This window comes from Blautia massiliensis (ex Liu et al. 2021) (assembly GCF_052064225.1).
GTDB classification, from domain to species: Bacteria; Bacillota; Clostridia; order Lachnospirales; family Lachnospiraceae; genus Blautia_A; species Blautia_A fusiformis.
Map to the genome: position 1 here is coordinate 52,430 of NZ_JBQHWA010000010.1, position 23,806 is coordinate 76,235.

Annotated in this window: 23 protein-coding genes; 3 read left to right on the forward strand and 20 right to left on the reverse strand. The window is 46.9% G+C overall.

Annotation, left to right across the window (positions count from 1 at the left end):
* Window positions 1-3: 3 nt before the first annotated feature.
* The 4 genes from ACTNDQ_RS05695 to ACTNDQ_RS05710 all read right to left on the reverse strand — a co-directional run bounded on the left by ACTNDQ_RS05695 (window position 4) and on the right by ACTNDQ_RS05710 (window position 1,722).
* A complete protein-coding gene (locus ACTNDQ_RS05695; protein ID WP_015525365.1) occupies window positions 4-285 on the reverse strand; it encodes a hypothetical protein in 282 nt (93 codons plus the stop codon).
* A 5-nt stretch (window positions 286-290) separates the two neighbouring features.
* The gene (locus ACTNDQ_RS05700; RefSeq protein WP_227945569.1) at window positions 291-704 is read right to left on the reverse strand and encodes an acyl-CoA thioesterase; all 414 of its coding nucleotides are present in this window, start codon (window positions 702-704) and stop codon (window positions 291-293) included.
* Window positions 705-770: 66 nt separating this feature from the next.
* Window positions 771-1,013: a hypothetical protein gene (locus ACTNDQ_RS05705; protein ID WP_441064088.1), complete on the reverse strand. Its 243-nt coding sequence runs from the start codon at window positions 1,011-1,013 to the stop codon at window positions 771-773.
* 4 nt (window positions 1,014-1,017) lie between these two features.
* Window positions 1,018-1,722: a hypothetical protein gene (locus ACTNDQ_RS05710; RefSeq protein WP_441064090.1), complete on the reverse strand. Its 705-nt coding sequence runs from the start codon at window positions 1,720-1,722 to the stop codon at window positions 1,018-1,020.
* Window positions 1,723-2,546: 824 nt separating this feature from the next.
* Between ACTNDQ_RS05710 and ACTNDQ_RS05715 the strand changes: the two genes are divergently transcribed.
* Window positions 2,547-4,211, forward strand: a complete 1,665-nt coding sequence (locus tag ACTNDQ_RS05715) for a CapA family protein (protein WP_441064092.1) — start codon at window positions 2,547-2,549, stop codon at window positions 4,209-4,211.
* 149 nt (window positions 4,212-4,360) lie between these two features.
* Here the strand turns inward: ACTNDQ_RS05715 and glgB are convergent, their stop codons facing one another.
* The 6 genes from glgB to ACTNDQ_RS05745 all read right to left on the reverse strand — a co-directional run bounded on the left by glgB (window position 4,361) and on the right by ACTNDQ_RS05745 (window position 12,691).
* A complete protein-coding gene (gene glgB, locus ACTNDQ_RS05720) occupies window positions 4,361-6,247 on the reverse strand; it encodes a 1,4-alpha-glucan branching protein GlgB (RefSeq protein WP_021653063.1) in 1,887 nt (628 codons plus the stop codon).
* A 211-nt stretch (window positions 6,248-6,458) separates the two neighbouring features.
* Complete coding sequence (locus tag ACTNDQ_RS05725) at window positions 6,459-7,859, reverse strand: polysaccharide deacetylase family protein (RefSeq protein WP_288823443.1); 1,401 nt, start codon at window positions 7,857-7,859, stop codon at window positions 6,459-6,461.
* A 227-nt stretch (window positions 7,860-8,086) separates the two neighbouring features.
* The gene (gene tig / locus ACTNDQ_RS05730) at window positions 8,087-9,421 is read right to left on the reverse strand and encodes a trigger factor (protein WP_278795593.1); all 1,335 of its coding nucleotides are present in this window, start codon (window positions 9,419-9,421) and stop codon (window positions 8,087-8,089) included.
* Window positions 9,422-9,499: 78 nt separating this feature from the next.
* Entirely contained in the window at window positions 9,500-10,999 is a 1,500-nt protein-coding gene (locus tag ACTNDQ_RS05735) for a polysaccharide deacetylase family protein (RefSeq protein ID WP_441064095.1), read from the reverse strand.
* A 53-nt stretch (window positions 11,000-11,052) separates the two neighbouring features.
* Window positions 11,053-12,537: a polysaccharide deacetylase family protein gene (locus ACTNDQ_RS05740; RefSeq protein ID WP_320810294.1), complete on the reverse strand. Its 1,485-nt coding sequence runs from the start codon at window positions 12,535-12,537 to the stop codon at window positions 11,053-11,055.
* Complete coding sequence (locus tag ACTNDQ_RS05745; protein WP_278795590.1) at window positions 12,488-12,691, reverse strand: hypothetical protein; 204 nt, start codon at window positions 12,689-12,691, stop codon at window positions 12,488-12,490. The genes ACTNDQ_RS05740 and ACTNDQ_RS05745 overlap by 50 nt, the downstream gene beginning before the upstream one ends.
* 94 nt (window positions 12,692-12,785) lie before the next feature.
* On the opposite strand from ACTNDQ_RS05745, the gene ACTNDQ_RS05750 reads away from it, so the two are divergent.
* A complete protein-coding gene (locus ACTNDQ_RS05750) occupies window positions 12,786-13,226 on the forward strand; it encodes a type IV pilin (protein ID WP_021653070.1) in 441 nt (146 codons plus the stop codon).
* Between the two features lie 99 nt (window positions 13,227-13,325).
* Here the strand turns inward: ACTNDQ_RS05750 and ACTNDQ_RS05755 are convergent, their stop codons facing one another.
* The 9 genes from ACTNDQ_RS05755 to ACTNDQ_RS05795 all read right to left on the reverse strand — a co-directional run bounded on the left by ACTNDQ_RS05755 (window position 13,326) and on the right by ACTNDQ_RS05795 (window position 22,041).
* Window positions 13,326-13,772, reverse strand: a complete 447-nt coding sequence (locus tag ACTNDQ_RS05755; RefSeq protein WP_021653071.1) for a DUF1934 domain-containing protein — start codon at window positions 13,770-13,772, stop codon at window positions 13,326-13,328.
* 32 nt (window positions 13,773-13,804) lie between these two features.
* The gene (gene murI / locus ACTNDQ_RS05760) at window positions 13,805-14,626 is read right to left on the reverse strand and encodes a glutamate racemase (protein ID WP_441064098.1); all 822 of its coding nucleotides are present in this window, start codon (window positions 14,624-14,626) and stop codon (window positions 13,805-13,807) included.
* Between the two features lie 56 nt (window positions 14,627-14,682).
* Window positions 14,683-14,922 (reverse strand): hypothetical protein, encoded by a 240-nt coding sequence (locus ACTNDQ_RS05765; RefSeq protein ID WP_021653073.1) that lies wholly within the window; start codon window positions 14,920-14,922, stop codon window positions 14,683-14,685.
* A 105-nt stretch (window positions 14,923-15,027) separates the two neighbouring features.
* The gene (locus ACTNDQ_RS05770) at window positions 15,028-16,713 is read right to left on the reverse strand and encodes a GerAB/ArcD/ProY family transporter (RefSeq protein ID WP_441064100.1); all 1,686 of its coding nucleotides are present in this window, start codon (window positions 16,711-16,713) and stop codon (window positions 15,028-15,030) included.
* Window positions 16,714-16,718: 5 nt separating this feature from the next.
* On the reverse strand, window positions 16,719-18,215 hold the full coding sequence (locus ACTNDQ_RS05775; RefSeq protein WP_022427304.1) for a spore germination protein: 1,497 nt from the start codon (window positions 18,213-18,215) through the stop codon (window positions 16,719-16,721).
* 135 nt (window positions 18,216-18,350) lie between these two features.
* Window positions 18,351-19,052, reverse strand: a complete 702-nt coding sequence (locus tag ACTNDQ_RS05780; protein WP_022427303.1) for a GntR family transcriptional regulator — start codon at window positions 19,050-19,052, stop codon at window positions 18,351-18,353.
* Window positions 19,042-19,923, reverse strand: coding sequence for a 4-(cytidine 5'-diphospho)-2-C-methyl-D-erythritol kinase (gene ispE / locus ACTNDQ_RS05785; RefSeq protein WP_015525345.1), 882 nt, complete (start codon window positions 19,921-19,923; stop codon window positions 19,042-19,044). Before ispE ends, ACTNDQ_RS05780 begins: the two co-directional genes overlap by 11 nt.
* Before the next feature lie 90 nt (window positions 19,924-20,013).
* Window positions 20,014-21,582: a DUF3794 and LysM peptidoglycan-binding domain-containing protein gene (locus ACTNDQ_RS05790; protein WP_278795586.1), complete on the reverse strand. Its 1,569-nt coding sequence runs from the start codon at window positions 21,580-21,582 to the stop codon at window positions 20,014-20,016.
* Between the two features lie 3 nt (window positions 21,583-21,585).
* Window positions 21,586-22,041: a protease complex subunit PrcB family protein gene (locus ACTNDQ_RS05795; protein WP_237972550.1), complete on the reverse strand. Its 456-nt coding sequence runs from the start codon at window positions 22,039-22,041 to the stop codon at window positions 21,586-21,588.
* A gap of 215 nt (window positions 22,042-22,256) precedes the next feature.
* On the opposite strand from ACTNDQ_RS05795, the gene ACTNDQ_RS05800 reads away from it, so the two are divergent.
* Window positions 22,257-22,997: a lysophospholipid acyltransferase family protein gene (locus tag ACTNDQ_RS05800; RefSeq protein WP_015525341.1), complete on the forward strand. Its 741-nt coding sequence runs from the start codon at window positions 22,257-22,259 to the stop codon at window positions 22,995-22,997.
* 55 nt (window positions 22,998-23,052) lie between these two features.
* Here the strand turns inward: ACTNDQ_RS05800 and pflA are convergent, their stop codons facing one another.
* Window positions 23,053-23,802: a pyruvate formate-lyase-activating protein gene (gene pflA, locus ACTNDQ_RS05805; RefSeq protein ID WP_278795585.1), complete on the reverse strand. Its 750-nt coding sequence runs from the start codon at window positions 23,800-23,802 to the stop codon at window positions 23,053-23,055.
* Window positions 23,803-23,806 lie beyond the last annotated feature (4 nt).

The following is a 23,806-nucleotide window of genomic DNA, read 5'->3' on the forward strand; positions in this document are numbered from 1 at the left end:
TTTTCACTCCAACCCAGCAAAAAACAGTTCATAAAAATCATCCTCACCCTCAAGCATCGGAGAATTCTCTCCGCCGCCATTGGTACTCCTCTTCATCGCTGCATAAAATTCCTCACCAGCTGCGATCAGATCCATCTCATAAACCGGAACCCCAAGCTCCCGGCACTTCTTACAGAAAGCAGCCAGCGGCTCTTTCTCCCTGCGGGTAGCAAGCAACATCTCCCGAAGCGCCGGGTCCCTGCGGGCCTTTTCCTTCAGATTATCAAGCATCTCCACAACTTCCATCAGACTCAATCCCCCTTCACACAGCTTCTGAACAGCACATCCAGTTCCGGAATCTCTTTTTTCAGAGAAACCAGCTCCCCATTCCTGGTAAAACAATGCTTCGAGGAAGCCTCTGTACAAACCTCACTTCTGGTCACATTAAAAAACTCATAAGCCAGCTCCAGAACCACACCACTGTACTTCTTCACCGAAACCGAAATCCCTACTACATCATCAAAAAGCACCGGCTTCTTATAAGAAACTGAAACCCCTGCAACCGGAGAAACAATCCCCCGCTTCTCCACCTCACCATAACCAAAGCCCAACTCCTTCATGAAATCGATCCGGGCCTCTTCCATCCATTTCACATAATTGGAATGATGGATGATCCCCATCTGATCCGTCTCATGATACTGTGCCTTACGCCTGTAAACACCCATGTTTATATCCTCTCTTCTGTAAAAATCTGACATTTGTCACCAGTAACAAAATATCCTCTTTATTTCTCACAAACCATACTCTTTATACAACTCCCTGCAAGCCTCCGCACTGTCTATGATTTTCCCAATCTCATCCATTCGACCATCCGCGATCAAACGATTGATCAACATCCTCATCCTCGTTTCTCCAATAGCCTCGCCCTCTGCTTTTCCCTCTGCTTTTCCTTCTGCTTTTCCAATAATTTTCCCACGTGCTTCTCCCAGCTCAAACAAGCGTTCCGATTCCAACTGTAAAACCTTTCCACCCATAACTTCATCTACTCCTTGATTTTTCTTCTTTTCGGAAAATGTAATCTGATATCCTTACAATCAATCTATTCAAATCTGTATATAGATCAGACCTTCCAGACATCGAAAGCTCTTTCTCCAGATTCATCCGTATAGTTTCATATTCATTCAATAATCTTCGTAGTTTCTCAGAATCCTCCCCTATTATATGCGCCGACTCCTCGTATCTCATTACATAAAACGGAAGTAACATCAGTAAATTCTTCTCAAAAATGCTATCCTTTGTATAACGCTCCACCTTCACCGTCGGAACACGATATACACACACCTGCCCATCCGGAAGCAGCAGCTCCACTTCCTCAACATCCGGCGTATTCTTCGTAGATCTTAAATAAATTACACATGATCTCGGAAACTCCACATAAAACTTCCGTCCTACTCTCCGCCTACTCTCCAAAGCAATCGCAAAATCATACTCAAACATTCGGATCGCCATCGTAGTATCATCCGTACTCTGACACTCAATATGATACACCTTATCCCCGATCAAAAGCTGGGCATCCGTGATCAGTTCCCCGTCCTCCAGCTGATGCTCATTCCGAAGATGCACGATCTTCACATCCTTCGGATATGAGGTATGAAACACCTCGTTGATAAGCGGAACGAGCAGGTAAGTCATCTTCTCCACCATTGTCCGGAAAACATCGTCAAATATAGTATTGTTATTCATTAACACTCCTACTGATATATAAATTATACCACACAAAGAAAACATAAAAACCCCATAAAACGGATTTTCATAACCTTCACAGTAACAAAAAATGGAAAACGCTTCAGAACCCGAAGCTCCAAGAATGTCCATACAGACAAAAGATCTTATAAGATATACCAACCATACCATACACCAGAAAAAAAATCACGCAAAACCCATCCAAAAATTCCACCACAATTCGACACACTCCCAGTCGACAACGAAGCGCCTCGACACACTCCCAGCCGACAGCGAAGCACCTCGACACACTCCCAGCCGACAGCGAAGCACCTCGACACACTCCCAGCCGACAGCGAAGCGCCTCGGCCCACCCCCCTTCCCATCAAACCACAAGGAAACTCAGCCTTTCCTCCACGCCGTCCAGCGCAGCGCTGACGGCTCATCCAACTCCCGCCCAGCCACCCTAGCCCTACCGCCTTGAACCTCACAGCCCGAGCCGGGGATGCTGTCTGGTCTGCCTCTGCAGGAGGGGAGCTGATTCTTGGCTGGCGGAAATCTGCGTTGTTTTTCAAAAGTCCGCTGTCTGAGCGGCTGCAAGACGCGAGTTCGGACTTTTGGAAAACGCTTTTAGCAGATTCCCGGCAGCCTAGAAGCCAGCCCCCGACGAAGCCGCAGACCAGACAGCATCCCCGGCTCGGGCGTACGTTCACCCCCACCACCCTCTTCCCACCAAAATAAAAATCTGCTATAATACAACCACGCAACAAAAATCAAAAATCACAAAGCGAACAATCACCAATCAATCGCATTCAAAATCCAAAGAAAGACAAGGTAAAACATAAATGAAATTTCCACCCAACATCAAAATCCCCGACTCCCTCAAAGGAGTCTTCAAAAAAAGCTCCACCCCGGAGCCCCTCAGAGAAACCCGGCGCAACCCCAAGGACAACATCCCCCTGAACTTCCGCGAACGCAGCAATGCCCGCGTAAGTCTTATGGCATCCGTCATCGTCCTTGCGATCCTGGTCCTCTTCTTCAATCAACTGGACTACCGCCTCATCCGCAAACCAGCCATAGACGCCCAGAAAAAAGCCGCGGCAGTCAAAGCCAAGGCCGATCAGGAAGCAGCCGACACCACTGCCGAAACTACCACTGCCTCCGTCATCGCAGTAGGCGACAACCTCTATCACCAGAGTCTCATCGACGCAGGCGCATCCTCTGACGGCAACTGGAACTACGACAAGATCTACACCCACATCCAGGACGCCATCAAGGACGCAGACATCAAAATGATCGATCAGGAAACCGTCTTCACAACCGACCATGACAGCGTAAGCTCCTACCCATCCTTTGCAACACCCACAGAAGTAGGAGACGCCATTATAAAAGCAGGATTCAACGTAGTAGAATCCGCCAACAACCATATCGATGACTTCGGAGAAGGCTTCCTCACAGACACACTGAACTTCTGGAAAACCAAATATCCGGATGTCACACTTCTGGGGATCCACGACTCCCAGGAAGATGCCGACACCGTCAAGATCCGTGAAGTAAACGGTATCAAGATCGCATTTCTGGATTACACCTACGGCACAAACGTAGGCGGCATTGAAGGAAAAGACTACATGATCGACATGATCCGCAAAGACAAGATTACAGCCATGATCCAGAAAGCAAAACAGCAGGCCGACTGCATCATCTTTGTAGCACACTGGGGTACCGAAGACGAAACCATGCCAAACGAATACGAAAAACAGTGGGCAGCCTACCTTATGGAGCAGGGCGTAAATGTCATCATCGGCGGACATCCACATGTACTCCAGCCATATGGCCGCCTTACTGATGACAAAGGCAATGAAACTGTAGTCTTCTACTCTCTGGGAAATTTCGTATCCACCCAGCAGAAGCTGGAAGAACTTCTCGGCGGAATGGCAAAATTCACCATTCAGAAAACCGTACAGGACGGCAAGACCTCAATTGAGATCCTGACCCCTACAGTGGAACCTCTGGTCATGCATTACAACAGCGATGCCGGTGAATTCGGACCATATATGCTTTCCGATTACACAGAAGAACTTGCATCTCAGAACGGTGTACAGTCATACATTGGCTCCGGTGTATTCACTCTTGACAACCTGAAAAAGAAGTTCAACGAGATCATGTCCATGAATGTCACTCCATCCACAGGAACCAACCTCCTTGATGTGACCATTGACACAGACCTGAACATGATCGATGCATCCGGAAATGTCGTAGAAGATACCGACTCCATCACAGCAGAAAAATATTACGCAGATAAAGGCATTGACATCACTTCCGAAGACTTTAACTCTGCTGATAATAACTCAGGCAGCACAGACGACTCCTCGGATGACGGTTCCTACGACGACAGTTACTCTGACGACGGTTCCTACGATGACGTTTCCTACGATGATGGTTCCTACGACGATGGTTCCTACGACGACGGTTCCTACGATGATGGTTCCTACGATGATAGCGAAGAATAGCAATAACTTTTCGTAACCAGTCTATACCCTGATTCATAAAATACCGGAGATCCGGCACTTCTGAAGCCAACACTTCAAAGGTACACAGATCTCCGGTATTTTTATTTTATCTTTTATATTTTCTTTCAAAGATTTCGCTATACAGAATATCAGTATGTAAATATACCAACTCCATAAGCTTCCAACGGATATGCAAAAGAAAATTCCCGGTTGTCACAATTTTTCTTTTCGGCTTTAAATACCTTGCCCTTCGGAAGAAGCCCCTGCTCATCCATGATCAGCTTGTACTGTTTTTTCTTCGGAACGCCTACACGGTAATCCGGACGTGCTACCGGTGTAAAGTTGCATACTATCAGGATATTATTACGTCTTGTAGGAGATTTTCTCACAAAGCTGAAGATACTTCTGTCGCCATCGTTGGCATTGATCCACTCAAATGCAGATGGATCATTATCTGCACCGTAAAGTGCCGGATATTTGCGGTAGATATGCAGAAGATCACTGACATACTGCTGCAGCTTCTGATGATTTTCCTCGCCAAGAAGATACCAGTCAAGCTCTCTGGCCTCACTCCACTCACGCAGCTGTCCGAAATCCTGTCCCATAAACAGAAGCTTCTTACCCGGATGCCCGAACATAAAAGTATATCCGGCCTTCAGGTTCTTGAATTTATCATCCAGCTCTCCTGGCATCTTCTCCAGCATAGAACACTTCAGATGTACTACCTCATCATGAGACAGAACCAGAACATATTTCTCACTGTATGCATAAGTCATAGAAAATGTCATCTTATTATGATTAAATTTACGGAAATATGGATCCAGCTTCATGTATTCCAGGAAGTCGTTCATCCAGCCCATATTCCACTTCAGAGAGAATCCAAGCCCGTCGTCTTCTGCCTTACCTGTTACCATCGGCCATGCGGTAGATTCCTCTGCGATCATGACAGTTCCATGATTTCTTCCGAGAACAACGGTATTCAGATGCTTAAAAAATTCAATAGCCTCCAGATTCTTGTTTCCACCGTATTTATTGGCGATCCACTCACCGTCTTTCTTACCGTAATCCAGGTAGAGCATGGATGCAACCGCATCTACACGAAGACCATCAACGTGGCATTCCTCTACCCAGTAAAGAGCGTTTGCGATCAGGAAATTCTTCACCTCCGGACGTCCGTAATTGTAGATCTTGGTTCCCCAATCCGGATGCTCACCCTGTCTCGGATCTGCATGCTCATATACAGCAGTTCCGTCAAAGTTAACCAGTCCGTGTGCATCCTTCGGAAAATGTGCCGGTACCCAGTCAAGAATGATACCGATTTTCTGACGGTGAAGATAATCCACCAGATATTTGAAATCCTGCGGTGTTCCGTAGCGGGAAGTCGGTGCGTAATAGCCGGTTACCTGATAGCCCCAGGAACCGTCAAAAGGATGCTCTGCGATACCCATAAGCTCCACATGGGTGTATCCCATTTTTTTGACATACTGTGCAAGCTTCGGCGCCAGTTCTCTGTAGGAATAGAAACCATCCTCATCCTCTGCTGTCTGCGGATGCTTCATCCAGGAACCCGGATGCACCTCATAGATAGACATGGCACTTGTGTCCGGATCAAAGTTCTCGCGATTTTTCATCCAGGTATCATCTTTCCATTTATAGTTGGTGATATCTGTAATACGAGAGGCTGTTCCGGGACGCATTTCAGCGGCATTGGCATATGGATCTGCCTTGTAAAGCTCCTCACCATGTGCACCTGTAATGTAAAATTTATACAGCTGTCCGATCTTCGCTCCCGGTACAAATGTCTCATAAACGCCAATGGGTCCAACTTTTTTCATGGGATTCTTCTCCGTATCCCATTCGTTGAATTCACCTATAACAGAAACCGCCTGTGCATTAGGTGCCCACACTGCAAAATAAACCCCTTTTTTCCGGTTCTGCGTATCTGGATGTGCTCCCAGCTTCCTGTAAATATCATAATTCGTGCCCTGACCAAACAGATACTGGTCAAGCTCCGTAAATTGTAATTTCTTTCCCATTTTCAGGTACCTCCCTTTATAGTTCTGCCACCGTCCATTCCCCAATTTTAAGTGGAGTTTTTTATTCTATAATTATACCAATCCCCATATTTTCAGTCAAGGAAAAACCCTCTCCGGCTAATATGTGTCTATTATCCGACAGTGTCAGATAAAGTCAAAAAAGAGACCTGAATGACGCACATTTTGTCATTCAGGTCTCTCCTGTTATTTTTTAATATTCTTCGCTTCCATCGTCATAAGATTCGTCGTAGGAACCGTCATCATAGCTTCCATCATCGAAAGATCCATCAGAATAATCACTTTCGTCAGAGCCATCGGAATAGTCCCCTTCATCGGAAGATCCGTCACTGACATCCGATCCGTCAGAAGAATCGCTTCCATCGGAGCCATCCTCAGAGGAATCCTCTGAATCGCTGGAATTTCCTGCATATCCTGCAACACGACCAGCCTGAAGAGAGCTGTCCCAGAAGTCAGAATAGGAAGTACTCTGTAACGTAACATCCTTCGCTTCTGCAAGCTCGCTGACTGTTACAAGCTTATATCCCTGGTCGATCAGTGCCGGGATCAGCTTCTCTGTGGCACACTTCACAGATGGTTCATGAATATCATGCATCAGGATGATAGAACCATCTCCCAAGGAAGAATCATTCATGATCTGATTATAATCTGCATCCGCATCCATCAGCTTCCAGTCCAGAGAATCCGTAGACCACATGAAGAAAGGCTTGCCAACTGCACTCATCTGCTCATCTGTGATCGCGCCATACGGTGCACGACATACCGTTGATGCCTGCCCACAGGCTTTTACCAGTGCATCATCCGTCTTCTGGAACTCCTGCAAAGCAGAATCAAGGTCCATATTCGGCAGTTCCTGATGATCCCAAGTATGGTTACCGATCTCGCAGCCAAGCTTTACCATTCGCTGTATGGTAGATTCACGGCCCTCCACATTCTGTCCCAGCATAAAGAACGTAACATGGATATTATATTTCTCAACAGTATCAAGAAGTGTCTCTGTATACTCTCCAGGACCATCATCAAAGGTCAGAGCGATCATCGGGCGCTTCTTGGAAGGATCATAAGAGCCCTCCTCATTAAAATAATAGTCCTTCACACCTTTCTCCACCCATCCGGTCTGCATGTATCCCTTTTTATCAAAGCTGTATGTTGTTCCGTCAATATCCGCAAAACCATTTACATAATATGTACCATCTGGATTCTGATACCACTTTCCTGTAGAATCCTCATGCCATCCCGGAGTCATAACAGAAAGCCTTTCGCCTGCTGCACTGCCCTTTACCGGCATCACCGTTGCATCCGTACCGGAATCCGCGCTGTCTGTATCCGAAGCAGCCGTATCCGTCGATGCCGTACCGTCCTTCGTACTGCTTCCTGTGGAAGCTCCGGCGGTATTTGCCTGGACATTTACTGTCTCCGCATCCTTATTGCTTCCGCCGCCTGCATGGTTGACGATGGGAAGAATTACCCCTCGAACAACAAAAACCAGCAGAAGAATCGCCGCAACTACACAGGTTATCCGCTTCATCATCCGCCGCCGTCTTAACTGCTGCTGTTTTCTGCGCATCCTCTCACGCAAAACTCTTTTGTCCATTTTTTACATCCCCGTTTATATACCCATATCTTTCTTTGATATTTAATGTCTCTCTTTAATCATACCGCATTTAACGCTTAAATACAATGGAAATTCCCGAAAGAATCTCTTAATTTGTTACTGTTCACTCCGTTCTCAGTAACACACTTCGCGATGCACATGTAAAAAAAATGGTACCCGGAACACATTCCGGGCACCACACTTTTTTAGCCGCTGATACTGTCCGATCACTCCTGACCCGCTGCATCCTGATCCGCCTCGCCGTCTTCCGGCACCATATCTGTAGTCTCTGCCGCTTCCAGCTCTTCATCCACGGTACCTTCCGCACTGCTTCCGTCCGAGGAAGGATCATCTCCGTTTACTCCCTGGGTATCACCGGCAGAAACCTTCTCCTCAACCGTTGCATTGTCCAGGATAAAATCTTCCACTCTGAGAAGTCCGATGGATTCATCCACGGCTGCCTGTCCGTATTTATCTACCAGCGCAGCCAGATCCTTCACACTGTATGCTTTGATCAGTTCATCCTGGATACTGAGAGATTTTTTGTCTTCAAGTGTCATATTCTCCGCATCCATGATCCCCTGTACGATCAGGTTCTGCTTTACTTTAAACTCCGCATACTGACCGCTCTGCTCCTCAAAATCATCCATGGAGATTCCCTGAGCTTTTACAAAATCCTCCAGCGTCATATCACCCTGTTTTGCATAATTCTCATACAGACTGCGAAACTCTGTCTTGGCTGTATCCAGATCCTCCTGTGGATATTCCTTCACTTCAGATGCTGAGAGCACTGTGTTCCATGCAGTTTCACGCAATGTGTTCTGTGCACTTGTCTTCGCTTCATCCTCCAGTGTGGTACGGATTTCCTTCTTGTAATCATCCACACTCTTGCAGTCTGTATTCTTGGCTACCCAGGTATCGGTAAGCTCAGGTGCACGCTTAAAGCTCTGCAGAGTGACCTTAAATACCACTTCCTGTCCGGCCAGCTCTTCCGAAGAGTATTCCTTCGGGAAAGTCAGATCGAGATCCTTGGTCTCACCTTTTTTCATTCCGATGATCCCGTCCTCAAATCCGTCGATAAACGTTCCGGAGCCTATGGTCAGCTCATAATTATTTGCAGTACCGCCGTCAAAAGCCACTCCGTCCTTGGTTCCCACATAATTAATGGTAACCACATCTCCGTTCTGAACACTGCCTTCCGTTACTTCCTCAGCCTTGTTCTGAAGTTCTTCCTTGATCCTTCCGTCAACCATATCATCGGTTACGGCTTCTACTGTGTTATCAAGAGTCAGTCCCTTATATTCTCCGATGGTCACATATTTGCTCACATCATCCACGGAAACAAGCCTTGTATCTCCGGAGGCTGCCTCTTCGCTGTCTTTATTGGAATCCGTTTCTTCTGACTCTTTGGAATCTGCAGATCCGGAATCTTCTTTATCTGTTGTATCCTGCGCTTCTGCTGCAGGTTTTTTGTCATCTTTCTGGTCTGTTGATGTGCCACATGCAGTGATCGCCAGTGCCGCACACAGTGCAAGAACCATGAGATATGCTTTTTTCTTCATAACCTACTCCCTTCATCAAGTACTGTCGGTTCGATTATAATCTTTTTTTATACAGATTTGTAAAGTGTGTTTGCTGTCTTACATTTCCGGTACCGGTGTCGGTCTGGAAGAATCCCACACCTCCGATACATCAAACAGGTCACTGAGCATATCCGGATTGTAATACATTCTGTATCCATCCAGATTCCGTCTTCCCTGACGGAAATATTCACTTGTGATCTGCACAAAATACTGACTGGAATCTACATTGCAGAAATAGCGGTAGCCACGGCTTTTGTAATACTCATACTTCTCATTATCCGAGGTGTATCCTTCCCAGTCGCCGATATCCGCACCAAAGGCAAAAATGATCATATCGGTTTTTCCGAGGATGGGTGCCACATATTTTTCCCATTTTTTATTATCGGTCTTCAACTCCGCTGCTGTGGAGCTTGTAGCGTTTCTGTGACCCCAGGTATGGCTTGCAAATTCCCACCCGTCCTTTTTCATGGCCTTCGCCACTTTTTTGGCTGCTTTTACTTCTTTATCATAGTCAAAATCCGGATTGGCCTTGAGAAAAGCCTTCTGGTCATCCTGAAGATTCTTCTTGGTCTTATATGCCCCATCTGTACGGTAGCCCAGAACACCATTATAACCGGTCATTGCCAGGATACCCTTTCTTCCATGATAGGAAAAATCCGGATGTTCTTTGATAAAGGAATCCAGGATCGGCACCACATCGTAATCTCCGGTCACAACTGTACCGTCTGCCTTCTTATACTCGCATTTGATATCTCCGTTGTCGTCGATCACCAGCTTTGTGGCAAATCCGTCTCCGTCCATATAATGATAGTAGCTGACGTCATCCTCTGAAAGAACAAAAGGAATCTTGCCTTCCGGCAGCATGATCTTTCCCCTGCTCATGGTTCCGTCATCATTGATCACAGCCATATCATGAGGACTCACCAGTACGTAACCCTTATCATACATGATCTGGAGCATTTTTTTGAACTCGCTGACTGTGGTCATCATCTGATTATATCCGGCCTCATCGGAATCTCCGTCAAAGGCCAGTGAGGTATTCACGATCAGGGAATGAAAAAATACATGGGTGATATTCTCAAGTGGATATTCCACACAGGCATCTCTTTTTTTCATGTAGGCTGCTGCTGCTTCCTGCATCTTGTCACTGGTGGCAAATTTCCAGTTGTTTTTCAACACGGAGATCGCGCCGGTGTAATCATACTGCTGTGCCAGTTTTTTGGCTTTTTTGAGAAGTGTTTTTTCGTCTGAGGAAGTACTGTCGGAGCTGTTCTCGGCAGCTTCTCTTTTCTGTGTTTCTTTTTCTGCCTTTTTTTCTTCCTTCGGTGTCTCGGCAGCTGCCGGCTGGTCCTCCGGATCCGCTGCTACTTTGGCTTCTTCGGACTGTTCTTCTTCGGCTTCCGCAGCTTCTGCTTCCGCTTCATCAGACTGTGTATCCTCGTCATCCTGTGTCCCGGAAATCATATTGTCCACCTGAACAGTGACCGGATGGTTTCCGCCCACAAGAAGTGACGCCGCAAGCACTGTTGTCAGTACACCTGCAATTTTTTTCTTCATAATAATATATATGCCCCTTTCTAAAAGTCCCCTCGTATCTCCGGATATGACCGTTACATCGGCGGTACCGGTGTCGGTCTTGCCGGATCAAAAACATCTTTTACGTCAAAAAGATCGGATAACAGTTCCGGATTATAATACATACGGTATCCATCCAGATTCCGTCTTCCCTGACGGAAGTACCGATCCCGGATCTGTACATAATACTGGCTGGAATCCACGTTGCAGTAATAATTATATCCCTGCCCCTTCAGATATTCGAATTTATCCCCGGAATACTCCTGGTCATTGGTAATGTCGGTTCCAAAAGCAAAAATGATAACATCCGTTCCCCCGATCAGCGGATCTACATTTTTCTTGAAACGTTCGGTATCTGCCTGAAGCTTCTCCAGTGTGACCTGTCCCACATTCTGATGTCCCCAGGTATGGCTCGCAAATTCCCAGCCTTCTGCCTTCATGGCATCGGCAACCTTTTTTGCGGCTGTCCGTTCTTTTTCCAGGCTGAAATCCGGATGTTCATCCAGCCACTGTACTTTATTCTCATCCAGATCTGCCGGACGGGTCTCATAGCTTTCGTCGGTACGGTATCCCAGGATCCCGTTGTATCCGGTAAGTGCCAGGATTCCTTTTGCACCGCGGTATGAAAAATCCGGATGCTTTTCCACAAAACGGTCGATCAGCGGAACCATGTCGTAATCTCCCACGGAGACACTTCCGTCATCTTCCACATATTCATTGCGGATCTTTCCTTTATCATCCACGATCAGCTTCGTGGCATAGCCGTCACCGTCCATGTAATGATAATAGCATACATCATCCTGTGAGAGGACAAACGGCGTTTTCCCAGGCGGAAGAAGGATCTCTCCCTCTGTGATATTCCCGTTGTCGTCTGCCTTTGCCATGTCCTTGATGCTTACCATCACATAGCCCTTGTCATACATGATCTGCGTAATCTTGTTAAACTCATCAATGGTTGTCATGACCTGATTATAATCTGCTTCTTTGTAGTCTCCGTCAAACGCTTTGGATGGATCCTTGATCAAAATATGATAAAAGACATGTGTCACCTTTTCAAGGGGCCATGCCGTACAGGTTGCTTTTATGTCTTCGTATTTTTTTGCAGCTGCCTGCATCTTCTTATCCGAATCATAGGACGGAGCCTTTTTCAGAAGATCGATAGCTTTGTCATAGTTATACTGACTGGCCAGAAGCTCTGCCTCTGCGAGAGTATCTTTGGAAGCGGTCTCTGTATTTTTAGTACCTGCTTCTAAAGCTTTTTCTCCGGAAACAGTCTGTTCTTTCTGTTTGTCAGAAGAAACCATCTTCTCTTTTGAAGCCTTCTCACTTCTGCCCTTCAGTGCACCGACCCCTACTGATGCCCCGACTGCGACGATCATTGCCGCTGTTATGATGGCCAGACGTTTTCTGCGTTCCTTAAGCTGGCGCTTTCTGCGGCGTTTCAATACCTCTTTCCGCCATTCTTCATACTCAGGAGTCCCCATTTCCGGTCGGGTTCCCCGGGGCTTGTTCTCTTTCATATAATATTTCCTCCATCTCTGGTTTATCCATTACATATGTTAGCTCAAAGATAGTTATGTCCTCTAATCTCTGCAGCATACACAGATGAACTGCATCGTAATCATTATAACTGGTAACTGCTGAAATTTCCACCGTTCCACCTGTCTTTTTCACTTTTTTAATTGCCTTTTTGACGAAACAATGCTAAAATGTTGTTTGCGTAATGTAACCGATTGCGAAACAAATATATATACAGGGGGATTCTCAAATGAGTACAGTTACCATCGTTCTTCTGGTCATCCTCGTTATTCTGATCGCAGCAGTGATCGCACTCTATTTCTTCGGAAAAAAAGCTCAGAAAAAACAGGACGAACAGCAGGCTCAGATCCAGGCTAACAAGCAGACAGTTTCCATGCTGGTCATCGATAAAAAACGGATGCCGCTGAAAGATTCCGGACTTCCACAGATGGTCATCGACCAGACACCTAAGCTTATGCGCCGGTCCAAGCTTCCGATCGTAAAAGCCAAAGTCGGTCCGAAGATCAACATCCTTATTGCAGATGAAAAAGTTTTTGATCTGATCCCGGTCAAAAAAGAGATCAAAGCTGAAGTCAGCGGCCTTTACATCGTTGGCGTAAAAGGAATCCGTGGTTCTCTCGAAGCACCACAGAAGAAGAAAAAAGGCTTCCTCGCAAGATTCCGTAAATGATCAGAATCCAAAACAGCCGCCATGCTTTCAGGAATTCCCCTGATGCACGGCGGCTTTTCTTATGTAGTGTAATTATATATCTTTTATTTTCTGCAGGATCTATAAAACAAAATCCTTGCAGTCTCTTGGCTGTACCTGGATCGCCAGATAGCAGTCTGCCACATGTTCTTCATTCATATCCAGCGCATAATCTGCTTTAATCTGAAGGTTCTCTTCGCTTTCCGTCAGCTCCAGATTCGTAGCTGAGATCCCCATCTGAAGTGTTCCGTAAGGGGTAGTATAATAGGTCATGTTTTTTTTGCCCTGTTCAAATACCATGTGTACATTGACCAGACCCTTCTTGCTGACCTCCAGACCCTTTCCGGATACTTTTATGTAATTGATGGTGGGCTCTGCTGTTTCATCCAGCAGTTCCTCATATCTGAGGTAATGAGAACCATTGCGGAAATAATACTGTCCCGGAACAATGATCTCTATAGGTTCCTGATCCCCCTGTGCATCCATCATCTGAAGCCCTCTTACATGGATCAAAACTTCTTTCTGCATTCTTTTCTCCTATCATTTATGTACAGATCTGTTTAATATTTTTCGATATCGATCTTCTGTGTTTTTTCTACGTTATACGGCAGGATGGAATTGGCAAAATCCTTAAACTTCTCTGCAAGATCACTTACATAAAAACGATACGGAAATTCCTCCTGTGCTACCTCATTGCTGGCAAGATCCAGTCTGGAGAGTAACTTTTTAAGCTCCAGCGCCGTCTCATATGCAGGATTCACAAGGCAGACCTCCTCACCCATGATCTTGCGGATGGTAGATCTTAAAAGAGGATAGTGCGTACATCCGAGGATCAGTGTATCGATCTTCTGCTCCTGCAGCTCCTTCAGATATCTTCTCGCAACTTCCTCGGTGACCGGATCATGATACCAGCCCTCTTCTACCAGCGGAACAAACAGCGGGCACGCTTTTCCGATCACGGTGATCTCCGGATCCAGTTCCTTCAGATAAGAGGCATGGATACCGCTTCCTACCGTGCCCACCGTTCCGATAATGCCCACCCGTTTATTTCTGGTTTCCTGGGCAGCAACTTTGGCACCGGCCTCGATCACTCCAAGGATCGGGATATCCAGTTCATCCTTCACCGCATCCAGAGCAAATGCACTGGCTGTATTACAGGCCACCACAATGGCCTTCACCTTCTGTTCCTGCAGAAAATGAATGATCTGGCGGGAATAACGGATCACCGTTTCTCTGGATTTGCTTCCATAGGGAACTCTGGCTGTGTCTCCGAAATATACGATTTTTTCCGATGGGAGATTGCGCATGATCTCCCTGGCTACTGTCAGTCCTCCGATACCGGAATCAAACACACCCACCGGTGCGTTTCTGTCTATATTCATTGATCTTATCTCCTGAAATAATTAATCGAACGTGATTGGTCCGTTGAAATATTGTATCACCAATCCAGGGCTTGCGCAAGCCAGAAGGATATCTTCACCGGCTTATTTTCCCCGTTATCCTCTGCTTTTTCAAAACAGAATTCCGGATAGATTGTTCCCCACCAGGCATAAAACTGTGGCTGCCGATCACCGGCAGTTCTTCTCTCCCAGGTACTCCCTGCAAGGATCACTGCCGTGAGCAAAAGGAACCCTCCTGCTTTTTTTAATACATGCTTCTTCATTTTTATATGCTCCATGAGAAAGCCCTCCTGTCAAAAATCTTCTGATGATCTTATCCAGAGATATACTGTACGATTTATCGTACTGATCATCATCTGTATTATTAACAGTCCGGCTCCCATCTATTCATTACTGCCGTAATCCACTTCCAGAAGCTCACCTTCCACCCATATCTCCGGAAGCCAGGGCAGCGTTCCATCCTGACAGAACTGATGATATACCTCCCGCAGAGTCACACCCTTCTTCTGCTGCCCGGATGTGCGGTTCTCCTGGATTCCCTGAAGGTATTCCCCTATGGAGCTTTCCCGGGCTCCTTTCCAGTAAAAAACATCTCCCAGCATATCCGTCCGGAACACGTAGACATCCTCTCCGATATGCTCTTCCTGCTTCAGATATCCGATCAGTGCTTCCCGGGATCCCTCTTCCAGGATCTGTTCATCCAGGATCAGCACTTCAAGATGACCCAGATCCAGAAATTTTTCCTGAGACCGGTTGTAGACTGCCTCGATCTCCTGAAAGTCCCGGCCGGAAAGAGTCAGCACAGAAATCGGATCTTCGTCCGGTTTTTCCTGTCCGGTAGCTGTACTCATATCCGGCATTGCATATTTCAGCACAAAGCCATTCTCTGAAACACCGGCCCCCAGTGCCAGCGGATAAGCTCTTTTTTCCGGTTCTACTGCCGCACAGCCTGATCCCGTCAAAGTGATGACCAGGACAAGTCCTGCCACAGTTACTTTTTTCTTCCGTCTTCCCCGGTTTTCCGTACTGAGAAAAAGCTGTATCACAAGCAGAAACGGCACAAAGATGTACCCCAGATACCAGCCATAATACTCCCGTATCCCCATCCCGTTTCTCTCATACAGGGAAAGCAGCCAGCCTGCTGCCGGGATCCAGTACCGGCCGGTCCCGAATCCGGTTTTTTCCGCGATCTGATTTCCGTAATGAAACAAACTTCCCAGAGAAAACAAAAGTCCGAATACCAGAAATCCCATCCATATCACATCAAATCTCGCCAGTACGTTTCCCGGAAGATCTGCACCCTCCAGAAGAGGCAGTACCGGACAGATCTCGTTTTTAAGGCGTGCACCTCCAAAGACTGCCGGAAGAAGGAGCTGCATTCCAAAAATGATCCCGCAAACTGTAAGAAAAGCCAGGATCACAGGTTTTCTGGCACTTCCCTGTTTTTTTGCATACTCCAGCCCGAAGGGAAGAAGTCCTGCTCCTGAAAAAGCACACAAAAGTGTATACAGATCACGGAGCCATCGCTCTCCTGTAAATCCTGTTTCCGGATCTTTCATCACTTCCATAAAGTACTCTGTTTTTCCCTGCCCTGCACATAAAAGCATCAGAAGAAGGATTCCTGCCAGAAAAATCCTTCCGGACACCTCAGCGATCCGCCCTCTTCTCTGCATTCCGCGATGCGTTCCCAGACTACAGGCTGCAACTGCAAGAAGAGACAGCCATTTTCCGGAAATCCCGCTGATCAGACTTTCCGGGATCACCTCCCCCAGAAGGCCCGAAAGAAATGCCGAACTTGCGATCACATATACCAAAAAGAACAGTCCGATAAATCGTACAGTAAAACTTCCTGTCCTTTTGGAAAGCTCTCCATATGCAGGTGTCAGACGTATCAGCCAGATCACATAAAAAGAGAGCACTACGGCCGCAGCAGCTGTCCCTGCCATGGCACTGATGCCCAACATCGCTCCATTCTTAAACAGGCACAGCAGAAACGGCGCCGGAAACACCAGTATGATCTGCCGAAAAAGCTGTCTGTGGGAAATCCTGTTATTCTCCGCAAATCTCATAACCTTTATCCTTTCCGGCTCCATGGCCTTGTCCGAAGCCTGCGTTTCTGGGCATTTCTGGCATACAGCGGCCGGAATTTCCGCTTCCGGAAGGGCTGTCGCAAAATCCTTCCACCGGTTTCCGCCTCACTGTTCTTCTCTACAAAAGGTACCAGATATGGGACACCGAAGCTTAAAAGTCCTGCCAGATGCGCCATGGTGAGATACAGTCCCAACACGATTCCGAATATACCTAGAAATCCTCCCAGAAACAGAAAAGCGTACTTCAGAAGCCGGAATGCAGAAGCAAATTCCTCATTAGGTATAGCCAGTGATCCCAGTGCTGTCAGTGCCACGATGATCACTACCACCGGGCTGACAAGATTGGCCTCCACCGCAGCCTGTCCGATGATCAGTCCTCCTACGATCCCAATGGCATTTCCAAGAGCTCCCGGGATCCGCACACCAGCCTCCCGTATCAGCTCAAAAGACAGTTCCAGGAACACCAGCTCCACTACACTGGAAAATGGAACGCCCTCTCTTGCCTGTGCAAAGGAAAGGATCAGATTCGCCGGAAGGATCTGTGTATGAAACCGGATCACAGCCAGATAAAGTCCGGGGAGCAGCGTTGCCACAGCCATGGCCAGATACCGGAGCACCCGCAGGAAGGATGCCATCTCAAAACGGTTGTACCAGTCTTCACTGCTTTCCATAAAGCTGTTGAATGCTCCGGGAACCACCAGTGCCACCGGCGAGTTGTCACAGAGCAGAACTGCTTTTCCATTCAGCAGCTCCTGGGCTGCCCGGTCCGGCCGCTCCGTTGTCTGAAACTGAGGAAAAGGAGAATACCATGCTTCTTCTGTCAGCTGTTCCAGCATCCCGCTGTCCAGGATCCCGTCCACTGCAAAAGATTCCAGGCGCTCTTTCACAGCAGTCAGAAGCTCCTCATGGACCAGATCCTCCACATAAAGAAGCTGTACCACCGTATTGGAGCGTACACCGATGCTGCTCTGCTCCACCTTCAGCCTGGTATCCCGGATCCGCTTTCTCACAAGGGCCGCATTGGTTTTTACACTGTCACAGAAGCCCTCCTTGGAGCCTCTGAGGACCTTTTCCGTTTTCACCTCTGATACAGCCAGCCCCGGATATCCTTTACTGGAAATTTTCATTGCTTTGTCGTATCCATCCAGAAAGAAAACTGCATTTCCCGAAAGAATGGCACCAAATACCTCCTCCATGGAAGACAGCTCCTTCACATCTGCAATTCCAAGACTGTTTCGGCGGATAAATTCCCGGATCTTTTCCTCCGGGATCTCCCAGAAATGATTGATCATTTTTCCGATAGCAGAATCATCCAGCATCATGTTTGAAACCGCAACCTCAATATAGACCATCAGACAGTCCGCCTTATGTCCCTCACCAAGGCGCATGGGCCTGATCAGGATATCATCGCAGTTTTCACACCGTTTCCGGATATACGATTCATTTTCATGAAGAGATATCGATATCTTCCTTGTTTCCATAAAGTCACCATCCTTTACAGCAAGTTCCCCCACTGCTTATTGCTTTTCGCAATTGAAACAGGGGACTTACTTGATTCGGTTAAAAAAAGAGATGCCCCAATGACATCTCTCTTAATATTCCCGCATATCCGGTTCTTATTCTTTTTTCTCGGCCTCTTTGGCCTCATTCTCCGCGCGGATAGTACGGATGATCGCTTTTCGTTGATTCTCCAGATGATGGAAAGAAATATCCTGCGCCTTTTGCACATCTCCTTCACGGATGGCTTTTACCAGTTCTTCATGCTCACTGACCAGAAGATTTCTTGTCTGCTCCTCCTTCAGATACTCTACACGATAACGGTACATCTGCTCACGGAGATTATTCAGGACCTGATTCAGACGCTTATTATCAGAAGCCTGATATATGATCTCGTGGAAAGCCACATCGGTTTCCGCCAGACGGACCAGATTTCCCTCTGCTTTTGTTTTTTCAAATTCCTTGGCTGCCACCCAGAGCCTTCCCAGCTCATCCTCTGTGATCAGCTTGCACGCTTTTTCTATGGCAACATTTTCGAGGGCGATACGCACCTCCAGAACATCGTTCAGATCCTTCTCTGTGATGCTGGCTACCTGTGCACCTCTGCGTGGGATCATCACTACAAGACCTTCCTGCTCCAGCTTACGCATAGCCTCACGCACCGGTGTTCTGCTCACGCCAAGACGCTCTGCAAGGGCGATCTCCAGAAGTCTTTCGCCCGGCTTCAGCTCTCCCTTCAGGATTGCCTGCCGCAAGGTGTTAAAAACAACATCCCGAAGCGGCAGATATTCATTCATATCCACAGAAAAATCACTTGTCATTTGTAACTCCTCCATCTCTATTGTAAATATCCGTGGCAAATACAGTCTTTGCAAGCCCGCTCTTTCTGAGGCTTCTGGCTGCCGCGGCCATCTTATCTCTGTTATCAAAGATTCCAAACACAGTAGGACCGCTTCCGCTCATCACGGCTTTCAGCGCACCTTTTTCTTCCATAAGATTTTTGATATTGCCGATCACAGGATACTGTCGGATGATCCCCGGTTCAAATACATTCTCCATTCTGGATGCCATGGCATACAGATCATTATTTCTGATAGCTCCGATGAGTCCATCGATGTCCGGATGTTTTCCGATCCCTTCCAGATTCAGATTCTCATAGGCTGTTTTTGTGGAAACATTGATCCCCGGTTTTCCTATCAGAACATAACATTTCGGAACTTCCGGAAGTCTGGTCAGCTTCTCTCCGATTCCCTCCGCAAGAGCTGTTCCCCGCATGATACAATACGGAACATCTGCTCCGACCTTTACTGCACGTTCCATCAGCTGTTCTTCGGTAAGCCCTAAATGGAACATCCGGTTCACACCCACAAATGCGGCCGCTGCATCGGAGCTGCCTCCTGCCATGCCTGCTGCCACCGGGATAAATTTACGAAGCTTGATGGAAAGTCCCTCTTCAACATCGAACTCCTCCATCAGCATCTGTGCTGCCTTATATACAAGATTTCTCTGATCTGTAGGAATAAACGGAAGATTGGTCGTCAGTACGATCCCCGGCCGTCTGGTCTTTCTGATATCCAGGATATCATACATACGGATGGTCTGCATGATCATGCGTACCTCATGATAACCGTCCTCTCTCTTTCCCAGAACATCAAGTCCGAGATTGATCTTTGCCATTGCTTTTAAACGCATAAGCCCCTCCATTTGTACTTTGTATACAGTATTTATACATGTATTTTATATGATTTTTACATTCTTTTCAACAGCAAAATATTCCACTTTTTATTTGATCTGACCTTCCACTTTTTTCACAACAAGAAGCGGAGTTCCCGGAGAGGGTTCCTGATTTTCCTTGAGAGCATTGATCGTCCGGATCTCCTGGATAGATGTGTGATATTTCCTTGCGATATCCCACAATTCATCTCCCGGTTTTACCATATAAACCAGGATTCCCGGCATAGCCTGGAGTTTTTTCATATCCAGTGGTTTTTCCTCTACTTTCTCAATGACAAATACCGGTTCTCTGGCAACTGCCAGAAGCTCCAGTCCTACAGTTGCCCGGATCTCGATCTCATTTCCATCTGCCATGGCTGCGGAAAGCTGCTCCAGCTTTGCTTTTAACTGATAACAGCTGTCCTGTCGGATCCCTCTTGCTTCCACCATATGGGAAAACGGTATCATTGCCTCCATGGAATAAAACGGCATATCATCATTTCCAATAATGTACAGGATCTTCAGCATAACCACGCCATCTGCCTGCACACCGTTCTCTACGATCCTGGTCTTATCGATCTTCACTTTTCCCTGACTGTGACACAGCTGGAGGACTTTTCCCTGAGTCTCCTTTACCTGGATCCTGTCACTGATCCTGCATCTGGAAAAATTACGTACCAGAAGCCGTTCCAGTACCTCATTCTTTCCTTCCGGAACACATTCACGGATCGGTGTATACACATCGGTAATAAGATCATATTCCTCTTCCCTGAAAAATTTCATATCCAGCTCCAGCACAACATCCGAAACAAGGATCCGTTCTTCCCCATCGACATCCGGTTTGGCCTCCAGACTCTGATGCATCACCGAAACTTCGATCAGCGGGATCAGTTCCTCCGTGCAGTCCGGACATTCCACTTCTCCGGAAAAAGGCAGCGAATATTCCAGCCACTGCACCGGGGCTTCTGTATCTTCTGCTCCGTACAGCACAAAAACAGACAGCTCTCCCCTTGCCTTTACCACATTTTCCTCCGGCTTCAGATCCAGTCCCCGTACATCCATAGTATACCAGATCAGGCTGGCGATATCCGGACGATTGGAGGCAATGGTATACTCATCCTTGATCCGGAGTGTATCTTTTTTATGTACGGTAAGTCCCAGAAAACGGACTGTTTTTTTTCTGACGGATACCTCTTCTGCATCCAGCGCCACCGGCAGGCGGATCTGTTCCGTTTCATCCACAGTCGCACAAAAAGTTACCAAAGCTTTGATATTGAGCTTTCTGGAATGGATCAGGCGGATCGTAAGATCTTCAATTTCCCACTTCAGACACATTTTATCCCCGTTTATGATATCCTTCAGGTTCAAGGTTTCCTCAAATGGAAGTTTTGCAGTAAGACTGCTGACGATCCCTCTTTCTTCCCCCACATAAAGGATATCTACCTGCAGATTTCCCGTAAGAATACCTTTCCCGTCAGTAAGACGGACATCATCCATAATGATCCTGCCCTTATTCTGGATCAGTCTTCCTGCATCCGGTTTTACATCCGGTACATTAAAATCCTCATCAAAAGTGATCTGACTTTTTGCCCTGCTTTTTTCCTTTAATATCTGCATGCTTTCTTTTTTTAATTCCACAGTCTATTCCCCTTTCTCCGACTCTTTTTTCACCGGACTGCTGCTTTCCCGGAACGTTACCGGCTTTTCCTGTTTCCGGGTTTTTATCACAATGCAGGGATAGGACGGAACTCCTGCCTCCTTAAGATCCTCCGGTCCAAGAAGTTTTGTAACAAAAAATATCCCATTCGAGGATTCTCCAAGCTCCTCTACCTGGATGCTGTATCCGCCACTCATCTGCCGCCCGTACCCTTTGGCCAGGTAAAGATCCTCTCCGGTTTCATAACTCAGCTGAAATTCCTTTTCCTTTTTTTCTTCCATAAGCCTGGAAAGCTCCTCCGGGATATCCCGGCGTTCCACAACGATGTAATCTACCGGTTTTCGTTCTTCTTCCTCCACCCGGACAAATCGACACCCGGAAAGCAGCAGTGCCAGCACGGCAGCTGTCAGCACGATCCGCAGAAATACTGCTTTTTTCATAATATAAGCCACCTGCATGATTCGTTACTGTTCACTCCGTTCTCAGTAACACGCTTTGCGGAAGATCACCAGTAAACAGTAACCATTATTCAGTATTTATTCTATGTGAGCAGGGAAAGATTTATTGCAACTATCGGATTTTCTTCGTATAATATAAAAATACCATCTTACTGCGGAACTCTCCGCAAGTATCTATAACAGAAAGGACAAAAGACATGATTCGATTCATACTTGTCTGTATCGTGGTGATCGCCTATCTGGTGCTGACCATTCCGGTTCTCCTTGTAGAATGGATCATCGGGAAATTTTCTCCCATGACTAAGGATATCAGCTCTCTGCGCATGGTACAGGCCATATTCAAATTCATCCTGTGGATCACAGGCGCCAAAGTCACCGTCATCGGCGAAGAAAACGTTCCAAAGGATCAGGCTGTTCTCTATGTAGCAAACCACCGGAGCTATTTCGACATCCTGCTCACCTACAGCCGCTGTCCGATCCGCACCGGCTATGTTGCCAAGAAGGAAATGGAGCATTATCCGCTGCTCTCCAACTGGATGCGCAATCTCTACTGTCTCTTTCTCGACAGAGAGGATATCAAGCAGGGTCTGAAAACGATCCTTCAGGCCGCAGACTATGTGAAATCCGGCATTTCCGTATGTATCTTCCCGGAAGGAACCAGAAATAAGAATGCTGATGAAACAGAAATGCTGCCTTTCCATGACGGCAGCTTCAAGATCGCAGCCAGAGCCAAAAGCCCGATCATTCCTATTGCGATCAGCAACTCTGCCAATATCTGGGAAGCCAATTTCCCGAAGATGACACCTACACACGTAGTGATCGAATATGGCAAGCCTATCATTCCTTCAGAGCTTGACCGGGATACTCAGCGCCGCTTAGGTTCCTATACACAGGATATCATCAAAGAAATGCTGATCAAAAACAAAGAACTGGTGTGAACATCAAAAAAACCATATCTATGTCTGTTTTTCGACATAAGATATGGTTTTTTTATTACTGTGTACCTGCTCCCAGGATTTTTTCCGCATTTTCGATACGTTCTTTTGTTGGCGGATCAATTCCCTTCAGCGGATAATCAATATGCAGATTTTCCCATTTAAAGGTTCCCAGTGTGTGATATGGAAGAACCTCCACTCTCTCAACTGTCTTCAGTGTTGCGATAAAGTCAGCCAGCCGGTGGAGATAGTCATCCCGGTCATTGCGTTCCGGAACCAGTACGTGACGGATCCACATGGATACGCCCATATCGGAAAGCTTCCGGGCCATGGCAAGGATATTTTTATTGGTACATCCTGTGAGGATCTTATGCTGTTCCTCATCAATGTGCTTGATATCCAGCATGACAAGATCTGTGTATTTCATCAGTTCTTCCCATTTTTCATACCACGGACCCACTTCTGTGTAAGGGTTGCCGCTGGTATCAAGTGTTGTGTGGATCCCAAGTTTTTTTGCTTTTCTGAACAGCTCAGTGAGGAAATCGATCTGTAACAGTGGCTCGCCTCCACTCACAGTAATACCGCCCTTACTTCCCCAGTAAGAGCGGTATCGACAGGCTTTTTCAAGCAGCTCATCTGCTGTGTACTCCGTCCCTGTTTTCATTTGCCAGGTGTCCGGATTGTGGCAGAACTGGCAGCGCATGGCGCAGCCGCTCAAAAAGATCACATACCGGACTCCTGGTCCGTCAACAGAGCCGAAGCTCTCCAGTGAGTGGACGTAGCCAGTGATTTTTTTCTGGTCGTCCATATTT

Bases quoted from the DNA above. Each gene is read 5' to 3' on its own strand.
- ACTNDQ_RS05695 (WP_015525365.1), bottom strand. From the start codon at position 285: ATGGAAGTTGTGGAGATGCTTGATAATCTGAAGGAAAAGGCCCGCAGG.
- ACTNDQ_RS05700 (WP_227945569.1), bottom strand. From the start codon at position 704: ATGGGTGTTTACAGGCGTAAGGCACAGTATCATGAGACGGATCAGATG.
- ACTNDQ_RS05705 (WP_441064088.1), bottom strand. From the start codon at position 1,013: ATGGGTGGAAAGGTTTTACAGTTGGAATCGGAACGCTTGTTTGAGCTG.
- ACTNDQ_RS05710 (WP_441064090.1), bottom strand. From the start codon at position 1,722: ATGAATAACAATACTATATTTGACGATGTTTTCCGGACAATGGTGGAG.
- ACTNDQ_RS05715 (WP_441064092.1), top strand. From the start codon at position 2,547: ATGAAATTTCCACCCAACATCAAAATCCCCGACTCCCTCAAAGGAGTC.
- glgB (WP_021653063.1), bottom strand. From the start codon at position 6,247: ATGGGAAAGAAATTACAATTTACGGAGCTTGACCAGTATCTGTTTGGT.
- ACTNDQ_RS05725 (WP_288823443.1), bottom strand. From the start codon at position 7,859: ATGGACAAAAGAGTTTTGCGTGAGAGGATGCGCAGAAAACAGCAGCAG.
- tig (WP_278795593.1), bottom strand. From the start codon at position 9,421: ATGAAGAAAAAAGCATATCTCATGGTTCTTGCACTGTGTGCGGCACTG.
- ACTNDQ_RS05735 (WP_441064095.1), bottom strand. From the start codon at position 10,999: ATGAAGAAAAAAATTGCAGGTGTACTGACAACAGTGCTTGCGGCGTCA.
- ACTNDQ_RS05740 (WP_320810294.1), bottom strand. From the start codon at position 12,537: ATGAAAGAGAACAAGCCCCGGGGAACCCGACCGGAAATGGGGACTCCT.
- ACTNDQ_RS05750 (WP_021653070.1), top strand. From the start codon at position 12,786: ATGAGTACAGTTACCATCGTTCTTCTGGTCATCCTCGTTATTCTGATC.
- ACTNDQ_RS05755 (WP_021653071.1), bottom strand. From the start codon at position 13,772: ATGCAGAAAGAAGTTTTGATCCATGTAAGAGGGCTTCAGATGATGGAT.
- murI (WP_441064098.1), bottom strand. From the start codon at position 14,626: ATGAATATAGACAGAAACGCACCGGTGGGTGTGTTTGATTCCGGTATC.
- ACTNDQ_RS05765 (WP_021653073.1), bottom strand. From the start codon at position 14,922: ATGGAGCATATAAAAATGAAGAAGCATGTATTAAAAAAAGCAGGAGGG.
- ACTNDQ_RS05770 (WP_441064100.1), bottom strand. From the start codon at position 16,713: ATGAGATTTGCGGAGAATAACAGGATTTCCCACAGACAGCTTTTTCGG.
- ACTNDQ_RS05775 (WP_022427304.1), bottom strand. From the start codon at position 18,215: ATGGAAACAAGGAAGATATCGATATCTCTTCATGAAAATGAATCGTAT.
- ACTNDQ_RS05780 (WP_022427303.1), bottom strand. From the start codon at position 19,052: ATGACAAGTGATTTTTCTGTGGATATGAATGAATATCTGCCGCTTCGG.
- ispE (WP_015525345.1), bottom strand. From the start codon at position 19,923: ATGCGTTTAAAAGCAATGGCAAAGATCAATCTCGGACTTGATGTTCTG.
- ACTNDQ_RS05795 (WP_237972550.1), bottom strand. From the start codon at position 22,041: ATGAAAAAAGCAGTATTTCTGCGGATCGTGCTGACAGCTGCCGTGCTG.
- ACTNDQ_RS05800 (WP_015525341.1), top strand. From the start codon at position 22,257: ATGATTCGATTCATACTTGTCTGTATCGTGGTGATCGCCTATCTGGTG.
- pflA (WP_278795585.1), bottom strand. From the start codon at position 23,802: ATGGACGACCAGAAAAAAATCACTGGCTACGTCCACTCACTGGAGAGC.